Source organism: bacterium (assembly GCA_021372535.1).
Taxonomy (GTDB): Bacteria; Latescibacterota; Latescibacteria; order Latescibacterales; family Latescibacteraceae; genus JAFGMP01.
Genome location: JAJFUH010000145.1, coordinates 1 through 12,862, shown reverse-complemented (window position 1 = coordinate 12,862; position 12,862 = coordinate 1). Strand labels below are relative to the sequence as shown.

The following is a 12,862-nucleotide window of genomic DNA, read 5'->3' as shown; positions in this document are numbered from 1 at the left end:
TGAGAGTTTATATCTATCACCTAAAAAGGAGATTTTCTGTTATAGTGACAGTTATTTGCGATTCTTTTTTTAGTAATTCCTAAAAATTATTACCGGGAATTACCACTATTACTGAGTTCAGATTATTTCAAAGGTTTCAATGGAGTAATAAAAAAACTGGGTACAGCCGGAAAATTGTATAAAAAAATATTGACATTTTAATTTTAATTTAAATAAATAGAGTAAAGCGGCTTTTCTTGCAGAGGGGTGTATAATCATTAGGGGAGGTCTTTTTAACTAACATTATGTAATATAATAAATTAAGGTAATATAGGCCGTATTGTACAGCTTTATCGATCGACTCGATCACATTTGCGTAACTCGGTTTTTCAGGGTTGAATGAGATGGTGCAAATATTTTTTTCCGTCAGTGATTTTAATCTTGACAAAAAAAATATCTTTACTACTTTTATACACCCTTCGTCAACCGGATTTGATTGTATTTATTGTTTAATAATGTGATGTTATGGAGGATGTATGGCAACAACCGCTGATTTCAGAAATGGTTTTACTTTTACGGAAAATGGAGAGTTATTTGCAATAATCGAATTCCAGCATGTTAAACCGGGAAAAGGCGGCGCATTTGTCCGCACGAAACTGCGGAATGTGAAAACAAAGGCGGTGATAGAAAGAACGTACAGGTCGGGGGAGCGTTTTGAGGAAGTGAGACTCGAACGGAGACAATTCGAGTACCTGTATCAGGACGGTGAGTTTTATGTTTTCATGGATAACGAGACTTATGAACAGATACAGATCGACAGTGACCTGATCGGCGACTCGGTGCAGTTTCTGAGTGAGAACATGACATGCGGGCTCCTGTTTCATGACGATACGCCGATAGAGGTTGAGCTGCCTACATTCGTGGAGCTTGAAGTCGTCCATACCGAGCCGGGATTCAAAGGAAATACCGCGTCGAACACCATGAAACAAGCCACACTTTCAACAGGTGCTGTAATCAATGTTCCGCTCTTTATCGATATCGGGAATGTTGTCAAGGTCGATACCCGGAACGGTAACTACATTGAAAGGATCAACAAGTAGTTTCATTGCCTGTTCCGGCGCGGAAGGTTGTGCCGCGAACGTTGATGACAGTGCGCTTCTGTCATGAGATTCTGAGCGACGCATTATCTGAAAGACTGTTTTATTTGTTGTCGTCATCCGATGAGAAAACATGATGAAAAGGAATTGCGGATGGAAGAGAGTTTAAAAGTTCCGAGAGATTTGTTTTACACGAACGATCATACCTGGATTCTCGTTGAAAACGACGAGGGTATTATCGGGATAACGGATTTCGGCCAGCATGAACTTGCCGAGATAGTGTATATTGACCTTCCGGATATTGGTTCGGAGGTTGTCCAGGGTTCTCCGTTCGGTACCATCGAAGCTATGAAGACGGTGGCGGAACTTATCTCCCCGGTTTCGGGAGAGGTTATCGAATTCAACGATACGCTGGAATCCGATCCCCGGCAGGTCAACATGGATCCCTATGGTGACGGCTGGATGATCCGTGTTAAAATGCACGATCCCGATGAGGTGGACAGCCTCCTGACTCCGCAGGACTATATGGTCTACGTTACCGGTGAAGATATTTGATGGACAGGCAAAGTTCTATGGTGAATATTCATCAGAATAATTAATGTAATTATGCTCCGTGTTTGGAATATATATGCGTTCAGGTGATCGCACGATGTGAACCTTATGATTGAATATCCCGGAAAATGAAGCGGTTATTTTTACTGATGAGTATAATTTTACTTGACATAACAATTTTTAAAAGCGTATTTTAATGTCTGTGCGGTTATGTTGTTTTTTCTTGCATTGAAACGGATGTTATTCATGGAATTTTTCGCGATGGTTACAAAATCCCGATACACTGAAGACAAAGTGAGTGAAGGGTGTACCATGCCCATGAAACAGTATTGCTGTTTTTCCCGTATGATTCCCCTGTATTTTACGCTTGCCGCACATCATCGAATTACCTCGTTGCTCGGTCTCGTAGTACTTCTGCTAGTACTGGCGCTATAGCCAGAGGCCGCCTGAACCGTATTTTTCACTCAATAAAAATAAGGTTTATAGGAGCCTCTGGAAACACCAGCAGGTAGAAAGGGTATTTTATATTTTAAAAGGATCGTTTACGAGAAAAATGTTAACCGGAAAGAACGTATACATATTACATAAACGGGCGTGTGAAAAAGATACTTTTTCACAGCACTTATACAAGAGAGGCAGAAAATGCGAAGCGACGATGTAACGAAAGGATATGAAAGAGCTGGGTCACGGTCACTTATGTATGCCACCGGATTCGATCCATCCGAAATCGGGAAGCCCCTCATCGGCATCGCATCGTCTTTTACCGATCTTATTCCCGGTCACACCGGAATGCGCGACCTTGAACGTTTTATTGAAAAGGGTGTTCACACGGGCGGTGGCAGCTCATTTATCTTCGGGATACCGGGTGTGTGTGATGGTATCGCGATGGGGCACAGCGGTATGAAATACAGCCTGTGTACCCGTGAGCTGATTGCCGATTCCATCGAATGTGTCATGATGGCGCACAAACTGGACGGCATGGTGCTCCTCACCAACTGTGATAAAATCACGCCGGGAATGCTTATGGCAGCAGCGCGACTCAATGTTCCCTCCATTGTTGTCACCGCAGGCCCCATGCATTCGGGTATGCGCAACAAACGGCGTCTTTCCCTTGTTGGTGATACCTTTGAAGCCATCGGCCGCTACCGTGAGGGACTCATTGATGAAAACGAGCTTTCCTGTCTCGAGATCGAGGCTTGCCCGGGTCAGGGTTCTTGCCAGGGATTATATACCGCCAACACCATGGCGTGTATCACCGAAACCCTCGGTATGTCGCTCGTCGGATGCGGCACCGCGCTTGCGGGTTTCGCGAAAAAACGGAGAATCGCGTTTCGTTCGGGTATCCGTATCTGCGACCTTGTCAGGCAGAATATACTTCCGCGCGACATCATGACCAGAGCGGCGTTCGAGAATGCGATACGTATCGATATGGCGCTCGGCGGTTCTACCAATACAGTGCTGCATCTGCCCGCGATAGCGCATGAGGCGAAAATCGACCTCTCGCTCGAGCTGTTCGACAGGCTTTCAAAGGATACACCGCATATTACATCGATTCTGCCCGGCGGAGAGCATTTCATGGAAGACCTGGAATATGCCGGTGGAATTCCCGCGGTCATGCATGTTCTCGGTGCGAAATTGCAAGACAATCCGACCTTGACAGGTATGAGCGTCAGGGAGATTCAGAAAGAAAACGAGGTGGTCGATACCGATGTCATCCATGATTTCGATCATGCCTATCACAGGGAGGGCGGTATTGCCATTCTCATGGGATCGCTTTCACCGGATGGTTCTGTGGTCAAGCAGAGCGCCGTTTCCGAAAAAATGATGACATTCAAGGGAAAAGCCCGTGTTTTCGACTCCGAAGAGGACTCTCTCAAGGCGATTTTTGACCGGACGATAAAACCCGGCGATGTCGTTGTCATCAGGTACGAAGGACCGAAAGGCGGCCCCGGCATGCGTGAAATGCTCCAGGGTACTTCGGCTATCACCGGTATGGGATTGAGCGATTCGGTCGCTCTCATTACCGATGGCAGATTCAGCGGCGGCACAAGAGGCCCCTGTATCGGCCACATTTCTCCCGAAGCAATGGAGGGCGGCCCACTGTGTATTGTACGCGATGGGGATGAGATTCTCATCGATATCCCCAACCGCAGGCTCGATCTTCTTATCAGTGAATCGGAAATGAAAAAACGAATGGACTCCTGGACGCCGCCCGAACCAAAGATTAAGGAAGGATATCTCGCACGGTATGCCAGACTGGTTACTTCGGCGGCAACGGGAGCGATTTTTAAAACAGATTGAGGTTATCAATTATGAAAATAAGTGGTTCGGAAATATTTGTCGAATGTTTGAGAAAAGAAAATGTCGAGATTCTCTTCGGATATCCCGGCGGGGTTGTTATTCCCCTGTTTGATAAACTGTACGATGCCCATGATATCCATTTTGTTCTGACACGGCATGAACAGGCGGCCGCCCACGCGGCGGACGGTTATGCCCGCGCCACGGGAAAAACGGGAGTCTGCCTCGCTACATCGGGGCCCGGTGCGACAAATCTGGTTACCGGTATTGCAAATGCCTATATGGATTCTATTCCCATGGTTGCGTTTACCGGACAGGTTCCCATGTCGCTCATCGGAACCGATGCTTTCCAGGAAGCTGATATCACCGGCATTACACGGCCGATTACGAAGCATAACTTCCTGATCAGCGATACGAGCAAGATTGCCTCGACCATCAGCCAGGCGTTTTACATAGCCTCCACGGGCAGGCCGGGCCCGGTGGTCGTCGATCTTCCCAAGGATGTGAGCACCGGTGTCATCGATTTTGAATGGCCGGAGGTTCCCCCGGTGCCGAAAGGCTATAAAATCCCGAAGTACGCCGATACTGCTTGTATCGGGGAAGCGGCCGAGGCGATTCGTGTTTCGAAAAAGCCGCTCATCTATGCCGGAGGCGGAATAATTATCAGCGGTGCCGAAAAAGAGCTGCTTGTTTTCGCCGAGCGGATCAACGCGCCGGTGACGACGACGCTCATGGGGCTCGGCGGATTTCCGGCAAGCCATCCGTACTGGGTCGGTATGCCGGGCATGCACGGGACCTATACGGCGAATATGGCGTTCACCGAATGTGATCTCGTTATTGCGGTCGGCGCACGGTTTGATGACCGTGTGACCGGAAAAATCGAGGGATTTGCCCCCAATGCGAAGATCATTCACATCGATATGGACCCGGCTGCAATAGCGAAAAATGTCGAGGTGGATATTGCTGTTGTCGGCGATGCCAGGGCTATACTCGGGCAGCTTCTCGAAGTTGTCGAACCCCGGGGGCGTAATGGCTGGAACGATTACATCGAAAAAATGAAAAAGACTCATCAGCCCACGTACGACAGGGATTCGGGCATACTGAAACCTCAGTATGTTGTCGAGCAGATTTACGAAGTCACGAAAGGTGAAGCCATTATTACCACGGAAGTTGGCCAGAACCAGATGTTCGCATCATTGTATTACAAGTTTGACAAACCCCGCAGGTTTATCTCCTCGGGAGGTCTCGGAACAATGGGGTACGGTTTTCCTGCGGCGATAGGAGCCCAGTTGGGCAAACCCGACGCTGTTGTGTTCGATATTGCCGGAGACGGTTCCATTCAGATGAACATCCAGGAACTCGCGACCGCGGTTGAGCAGAAACTGCCTGTCAATATTGCGATTCTCAACAACCAGTATCTTGGTATGGTTCGTCAGTGGCAGGAGCTCTTCTATAACAAACGGTACTCGGGTACGTGTATCGAATGCCAGCCGGATTTTGTGAAGCTTGCCGAAGCGTACGGCGCCCATGGAATCCGCGTCGATAAACCGGAGGATGTCCGCGCCGCCATTGAAAAAGCCATTTCGATCGATGGTCCGGTTATACTGGATTTTCATGTTGATCGGGAAGAAAATGTCTGGCCGATGGTTGCTCCTGGTGCTCCGATATCCGATACGATGGAGGGTTTGTTGTCATGAGACATATTATTTCAGTGATTGTTGAAAATAAATTCGGCGTTCTCGCGCGGATCAGCGGTCTGTTTTCGTCCCGCGGTTACAACATCGACAGCTTGACTGTCGGAGAGTCTAACGACCCCTCGGTTTCACGGATGACCATCGTCACACGGGGTGATGACAGCATTCTCGACCAGGTCATGAAGCAGCTCAACAAACTTGTCGATGTCATCGAAGTCACCGATCTTCCCCGTGAGAATTCGGTGCGCCGTGAGCTCTGCCTTATCAAGGTGAAATGCACTGCCGGCACGAGGACCGAGATACTGGAAGTTGCAAATGTGTTCCGCGCCAAAACAATCGATGTCGGGCACAGGTCACTTATGATCCAGATCACCGGCACCGAAGGGAAAATCAATGCGTTTATCAAGCTCATGGAGCCTTTCCAGATCATTGAAATGGCCCGGACGGGAGTGGTTGCAATGATGAGAGAGATGAACGAGACAGCAGGGCAGGAAAACAACGAACAGAACGGACAGTAAAATATTCATAATCAACTTAAACGAGTGGAGGATTACCATGCAGATGTACTATGATAAGGATGCCGACAGGAGTATCCTTCAGAATAAAACGATCGCTATCATGGGCTTTGGATCGCAGGGTCATGCCCAGGCGCAGAATCTGAGGGATTCAGGTTTCAAGGTAATCGTGGCGGAGCTCGAAGGAACGGACAATTTCAAGCTCGCGCAGGAGGTCGGCTTCAAACCCATGACCGCTGCAAAGGCGGCTGAACAGGCCGACATCATCCAGATACTTCTGCCCGATGAATTACAGGCGAGGGTTTATAAAAGCGAAATCGTACAGGGTCTCAAGCCGGGAAAGGCGCTCGTTTTCTCGCACGGATTCAATATCCATTTCGGCCAGATAAAACCGCCGAAAGACATCGATGTATACATGGTGGCCCCCAAGGGTCCCGGCCATCTCCTGCGGCGTGTCTATGAGCAGGGCGGCGGTGTTCCGAGCCTTATTGCGGTGTTTCAGGACTTCACAGGGAAGGCGAAAACGCTTGCCCTGGCACATGCATGCGGAATCGGCGCAGGACGGGCCGGTATCATCGAGACGACGTTCGAGGAAGAAACCGAAACCGACCTTTTCGGCGAGCAGGTTGTACTCTGCGGCGGGCTCACTGAATTGATCAGGGCCGGTTTCGAAACCCTCGTCGAGGCCGGGTACAAACCCGAGATAGCCTATTTTGAATGTCTCCATGAGGTCAAGCTCATCGTCGATCTTATTTATGAAGGCGGCATTGCCAATATGAGGAGCTCGATCAGCGATACCGCCGAGTACGGCGACCTGGTTACCGGTAAGAAGATCATCACCGCGGAAACCCGCGAAGAGATGAAGCGGGTCCTCGCCAGAATCAGGTCGGGTGAGTTCGCCCGTGACTGGATTCTCGAAAATCAGGCCGGCAGACCGATGTACAACGCCCTGAAACGCCACGGTGAAGAGCACCTCATCGAGGAAGTGGGCAAAAAACTCCGCGGCATGATGTCATGGCTCCACAAATAATCGATATGAACAAGGGACAGGCAGGGTGCCTGTCCCTGCAGTAAAAGTGAAAAATCTGTTATTATAAACAGGCAGCAAACGAAAATTTGCACAGAATATAGTTATTTATAATAGCGCCCCGGTGATTGTACAGCGGCATCGGGCGGTATCATGCCGGGCTTGTTCCGGCTCTATTTAAAAAACCCTCGGAAGGAGGTGAGTACCGTGGAACAGCGCTCCGTTGTTCTCGATGAAAGTGACCTTAGTGACCTTAGTGGCCTGGGCAGAAGTGAAATTTTGCCTGATATTGAACTGTTAACAAGGGGGGGCGCTTATCTGTGCTCGCCCCGTAACAAGAGGGAAAAATGTCATGAGTACTGAGAGTAATAAGCGAATCGTGATATTCGATACGACACTCCGTGACGGCGAACAGTCGCCCGGTGCATCGTTGAACGTAAAAGAAAAAGTACAGATTGCGATACAGCTCGAACGTCTCGGTGTGGATGTTATAGAAGCGGGATTTCCCGTATCGTCGCCGGTTCAGTTCGAGGCGGTCGAGGCGTGCAGCGCAGAGATTAAAAATACAGTCGTATGCGGTCTCGCACGTACGCTCGAAAAGGACATTACGAGCGCTTATAACGCCCTGAAACATGCGGCGCATCCGCGGATTCACACGTTTGTCGCCACCTCGCCTATACACATGGAGCATAAGCTCCATAAAACGAAGGATGAGGTGTTCAAGATGGCCGTGGAAGCGGTCAGGCTGGCCCGGAGTTATATGGAAAACGTCGAGTTCAGCGCAGAGGATGCGTTCCGGAGCGATATGGGATTCCTCAGGGAGGTTGTGAGCGCGACCATCGAAGCCGGAGCCGGTACCATCAATATCCCCGATACGGTCGGATATGCGATACCGTCCGAGTTCGGTACATTCATCCGTGATATCATCACGGGCGTACCCAATATCGGCCAGGCGATTATCAGCGTTCACTGCCATAACGATCTCGGTCTCGCGGTGGCGAATTCTGTCATGGCGGTACGAAACGGCGCCCGTCAGGTCGAGGTCGCGGTGAACGGCCTCGGAGAACGTGCCGGGAACGCATCGCTCGAGGAATTCGTCATGTCGGTCAATGTCCGTCGCGATTTTCTCGATTTCGAGATGGGAGTCAACACAAAAGAGATTTACCGGACGAGCCAGCTCGTTTCAAATCTCACCGGCATACGGGTTCAGCCGAACAAGGCCATCGTAGGTGCCAATGCGTTTGCCCATGAATCCGGCATCCATGTGGACGGCCTCCTGAAATCACGATCAACGTACGAGATTATGACCCCGGAGTCGATCGGTCTCACCGACATGAAGATCATACTGGGGCGTCATTCCGGTAAACATGGTTTTAAAAAACGGCTCGATGACCTCGGCTATACGTTATCCGAAAAAGAACTCAATGCCGCGTTCGAACGCTTCCTCATTGTCGCGGACAAGAAAAAAGAGGTGTTCGACGAGGATATCGCGGTCATTGTCGAGGATGAAGTTCACGGCGTCCCCGAATATTACCGTCTCGAGTATTTCCATATAACGAGCGGGTCTTCGACTATTCCGACCTCGACGGTTCGTCTCAGGATCGGCGGTGAAACGAGGCAGCAGTCGGCATGGGGCGATGGTCCTGTGGATGCGACGTACAAAGCCATCAACGCGATTGTGGATTTTCCCATCAGGCTCGGTGAATATTCGCTTCGTGCGGTCACCGAAGGGACAGAGGCCATTGGCGAGGTTTCCCTCAAGATGATGGTGAACGATAATCTGGTCATTATCGGGAGAGGAGCCTCGACCGATATTCTGGAGGCATCGGCAAAAGCGTATGTGGACGGTCTGAACAAGATCAGATTCCGTAATGAAAACCTGAATGCCGGAAACAACAGGGCAAACGGAGAAAAATAATGGGAATGACGATAACTGAAAAGATACTGGCGGCTCACTCTGGACATGACACGGTCAGGCCGGGCGAGCTGATAAATGCAAAGCTCGACATCGTGATGTGCCATGATGTCACCACGCCTCCCGCTATTTCCATGCTCAAAAATCTGGACATGGACAGGGTGTTTGCCCCGGACAGGATAGTGGTTATCCCCGATCATTTTGTCCCCAACAAGGACATACAGAGCGCCGAGCTGGCAAAACGCCTGCGTGAGTGGGTTCGCCTGCACGGTATAAAAAATTACTATGAAGTCGGGGTGAATGGTGTCTGTCACGCCGTTCTGCCCGAGGACGGGTGGGTGCTGCCCGGACGAACGGTTGTCTGCGGAGATTCCCATACCTGTACGCATGGGGCGCTCGGGGCGTTTTCGACGGGCATCGGATCGACCGATCTTGCGGCGGCAATTTATTCCGGTGAGCTCTGGTTCAGGGTTCCCGAAACCATGAAAATCGTGCTCAAGGGCACCCTCGGGAAAGGTGTGTACTCGAAGGATGTCATTCTTGACATAATCCGCCGTATCGGTGTGGATGGCGCTCTCTACATGGCCATGGAATTTACCGGCCCGGTTGTCGACAATCTTTCGGTCGAGGCGCGGTTTACCATGACCAACATGGTGATCGAGGCTGGCGCTAAGAGTGGAATCATCAATCCCGACAGCAAGACCATCGAGTATGTCCGCGAGCGGACCGGTGAGAAATTCACCGTTTACACCTCGGACCCCGATGCCCGGTATGCAGAAACCATCGAGATCGACTGTTCGGGTCTTGAACCCATGGTGGCGTTTCCTCACCTGCCGTCGAACGGTCGTCCCGCAAAGGACGCTGGTGATGTCGCTGTCGACCAGGTCTATATCGGATCGTGCACCAACGGCCGCATCGAGGACCTCCGCATCGCCGCAGGTATTCTCAAGGGCAGGAAAATTTCCGACAGCCTCCGGTGTATTGTGGTTCCCGCGTCGACCAAAATATGGCGTCAGGCCATGAAAGAGGGGCTGTTCGATATTTTCTCCTCGGCTCACTGCGTGGTTTCCGCGCCGACATGCGGCGCATGTCTCGGAGGATACATGGGTATTCTTGCCGATGGCGAAAAATGCCTTTCGACGACAAACAGGAATTTTGTAGGACGTATGGGTTCTCCCCGGAGTGAGGTGTATCTCGGGAGTCCCGCCACAGCCGCGGCGACTGCCATTGCGGGGCGAATAACCGATCCGAGGGAATTTTTATAAGTGAATTTTGTGATCCGGCGGTCAGCTTCAGGACTGTTTCCTCCGTAAGGATGCGCGCGCGTTTGCTGGTTGCCGGTTATACATAAGGAGATAAAGCGATGAAAGGAAATGCACACGTCTATAAGCGTGACCACATAAACACCGATGAGATTATCCCGGCGCGGTATCTGGTGACCGACAGCGAGAGCGAACTTGCCCTCCACGCTATGGAAGACATCGATCAGGCATTTGTGAAAAAGGTGAAGAGGGGAGATGTTATTGTCGCCGGGCACGATTTCGGGTGCGGGTCGTCGAGAGAGCACGCCATCTGGGCGATACGGGGAGCTGGAGTATCGTGCGTGATCGCTGACAGTTTTGCACGGATTTTTTACCGTAATGCGATAAACAACGGTTTCCCGGTCGTCGAGTGCAGGGGGATAACGGAGAGTGTTTCAGACGGCGATGAGCTCGATATACATCTCCGCGAGGGTATTCTGAAAAACCTTACCACCGGCGAGAGCCTTCGGTTCATTCCACTGCCCGATTTCGCCTTCGGAATCGCTGATGCCGGCGGACTGCTTCAGTCGATAAAAAAATAAGTACAAACGCGCTGTACGTATTTATTATATATTAAGACTGTCCGGATTGAGGATTTTATCTGCCCGGTCAGTCTGATGTATGGGTGATTTTTTGCATGTGATAGCGAATAAATACTGAGATGCATTTAAAAATTACAATCATATGTGTGATTTTGGATTTACGATTTTAGATTTATGGTTCAGACTTCTTTTGTACCCTTTCAAATCGTACTTCGTAAATCACCACAATGTTTTTCCATGGAGGATGTGAGTGAAAAAAATTGCGGTTATCGGCGGTGACGGCACCGGGCCGGAAGTAGTGGCTGAAGGGTTGAAATGCCTCAAAGCTGTCGCTGATAAAGTCGGTTTTACCTACGAAACGACGGATTTCGGCTGGGGTGGAGAGCACTATCTCGAAACCGGCGAAATTTTACCGGATAATGCGGCTGAAACACTGAAGAAATTCGATGCTATCCTGCTCGGTGCGATCGGTCATCCGAAGGTCAGGCCCGGTATCCTCGAAAAGGGTATTCTTCTCTCGCTACGGTTTGCGCTCGACCAGTATATCAATTTGCGTCCCGTCAAGCTCTATAAGGGTGTTGAGACACCCCTCGCGGGGAAGGGCCCCGAGGATATCGATTTCGTGGTTGTTCGCGAGAATACCGAGGGTCTTTATGTCGGCACCGGTGGATTCATGAAGAAGGGAACGCCTGATGAGGTTGCGGTGCAGGAATCGGTCAATACCCGCAAGGGTGTGGAGCGCTGCATCAGGTTTGCTTTTGAGCTTGCACGAAAACGTGATAAGAAAAAGACGCTTACGTTGTGCGGAAAGACGAATGTGCTCACCTTTGCATGGGACTTATGGGAGCGGACATTCCATGAGGTCGGAGCGGCGAATTATCCCGATATTACCCGTGAGTATGCCCATGTGGACGCGACCTGCATGTGGATGGTCAAGAATCCGGAATGGTTTGATGTGATTGTCACGGATAACATGTTCGGCGATATCATCACCGATCTCGGCGCGGTCATCCAGGGCGGAATGGGAATCGCCGCCGGCGGCAATCTCAATCCCGAGGGTGTCTCGATGTACGAGCCGATCGGCGGGAGCGCCCCGAAATATACGGGCACGGGAAAAATCAATCCGATGGCGGCAATTTTCAGCGTCCAGATGATGTTCGATCAGCTCGGTGAACAGAAAGCCGCCGATCTGCTCGAACAGGCATGTATAGAGGTTATTGCGACGAAAATGAAAAGCATGGCTGCCGGAAAAATGGGTTTGACGACATCTCAGGTCGGCGATGCCGTCGTCGAAGCCATTGACAGGCTTGCATAGAGGGAATATCGTTGAAAAAAAATGTGATAAAAGCCGGTAATCCCGGATTTTCCGTGTTTCCGTTTGCTCCGAAAAAAGTGGAGATATTTGACTCGACGCTGCGGGACGGTTCACAGGCCGAAGCGATCAGTTTCAGCCTTGAGGACAAGCTCCTGATCGCCGGAAAACTCGACTCGGTCGGGATACCGTATATCGAGGGCGGATGGCCGAATCCAACGAGTCCCAAAGATCTCGAATTTTTCCGGCAGATACGGTCTTGCGGTCTCAGGAATGCGAAAGTAACCGCTTTCGGATCGACACACCGTGCTTCCAGCCGGCCGGACAATGACCCGATTCTTCGGACACTTCTTGATGCCGGTACTGAAATCGTGACCATTTTCGGAAAAAGCTGGAATCTCCATGTCGATGAAGTGTTGAGGATTTCCCTTGACTATAATCTCCGTCTTATCGAAGATTCCGTCCGGTTCCTTGTTTCCGAGGGGAGACGGGTGTTTTTCGATGCCGAGCACTTTTTCGACGGATTCAGGGCGGACAGCGAATACGCATTGAAGACGCTTCATGCCGCTGAAAACGGCGGGGCGGAAATTCTTGTGCTCTGTGATACGAACGGCGGGTCGCTTCCCGAGG

General features: G+C 50.5%; 11 protein-coding genes. All 11 read left to right on the top strand.

What is annotated here, in order from left to right; all coding sequences use genetic code 11:
• Positions 1–515 precede the first annotated feature (515 nt).
• A complete protein-coding gene (gene efp, locus LLG96_12865) occupies positions 516–1,079 on the top strand; it encodes an elongation factor P (protein ID MCE5251101.1) in 564 nt (187 codons plus the stop codon).
• A gap of 150 nt (positions 1,080–1,229) precedes the next feature.
• Positions 1,230–1,631, top strand: a complete 402-nt coding sequence (gcvH, locus tag LLG96_12860; protein ID MCE5251100.1) for a glycine cleavage system protein GcvH — start codon at positions 1,230–1,232, stop codon at positions 1,629–1,631.
• A 639-nt stretch (positions 1,632–2,270) separates the two neighbouring features.
• A complete protein-coding gene (gene ilvD / locus LLG96_12855; protein ID MCE5251099.1) occupies positions 2,271–3,929 on the top strand; it encodes a dihydroxy-acid dehydratase in 1,659 nt (552 codons plus the stop codon).
• An 11-nt stretch (positions 3,930–3,940) separates the two neighbouring features.
• The gene (ilvB, locus tag LLG96_12850) at positions 3,941–5,623 is read left to right on the top strand and encodes a biosynthetic-type acetolactate synthase large subunit (protein MCE5251098.1); all 1,683 of its coding nucleotides are present in this window, start codon (positions 3,941–3,943) and stop codon (positions 5,621–5,623) included.
• Positions 5,620–6,138 carry an acetolactate synthase small subunit gene (gene ilvN / locus LLG96_12845; GenBank protein MCE5251097.1) on the top strand — a complete coding sequence of 173 codons (519 nt, stop codon included), beginning with the start codon at positions 5,620–5,622 and terminating at the stop codon, positions 6,136–6,138. The genes ilvB and ilvN overlap by 4 nt, the downstream gene beginning before the upstream one ends.
• A gap of 37 nt (positions 6,139–6,175) precedes the next feature.
• Positions 6,176–7,165, top strand: coding sequence for a ketol-acid reductoisomerase (gene ilvC / locus LLG96_12840; protein MCE5251096.1), 990 nt, complete (start codon positions 6,176–6,178; stop codon positions 7,163–7,165).
• Between the two features lie 349 nt (positions 7,166–7,514).
• Complete coding sequence (locus LLG96_12835; GenBank protein ID MCE5251095.1) at positions 7,515–9,080, top strand: 2-isopropylmalate synthase; 1,566 nt, start codon at positions 7,515–7,517, stop codon at positions 9,078–9,080.
• Positions 9,080–10,342, top strand: a complete 1,263-nt coding sequence (gene leuC / locus LLG96_12830; protein MCE5251094.1) for a 3-isopropylmalate dehydratase large subunit — start codon at positions 9,080–9,082, stop codon at positions 10,340–10,342. Before LLG96_12835 ends, leuC begins: the two co-directional genes overlap by 1 nt.
• Before the next feature lie 98 nt (positions 10,343–10,440).
• A complete protein-coding gene (locus LLG96_12825; GenBank protein ID MCE5251093.1) occupies positions 10,441–10,920 on the top strand; it encodes a 3-isopropylmalate dehydratase small subunit in 480 nt (159 codons plus the stop codon).
• A 250-nt stretch (positions 10,921–11,170) separates the two neighbouring features.
• Entirely contained in the window at positions 11,171–12,235 is a 1,065-nt protein-coding gene (locus LLG96_12820) for a 3-isopropylmalate dehydrogenase (GenBank protein ID MCE5251092.1), read from the top strand.
• A gap of 11 nt (positions 12,236–12,246) precedes the next feature.
• The coding region (locus LLG96_12815; GenBank protein MCE5251091.1) for a citramalate synthase at positions 12,247–12,862 on the top strand (616 nt) is incomplete at its 3' end.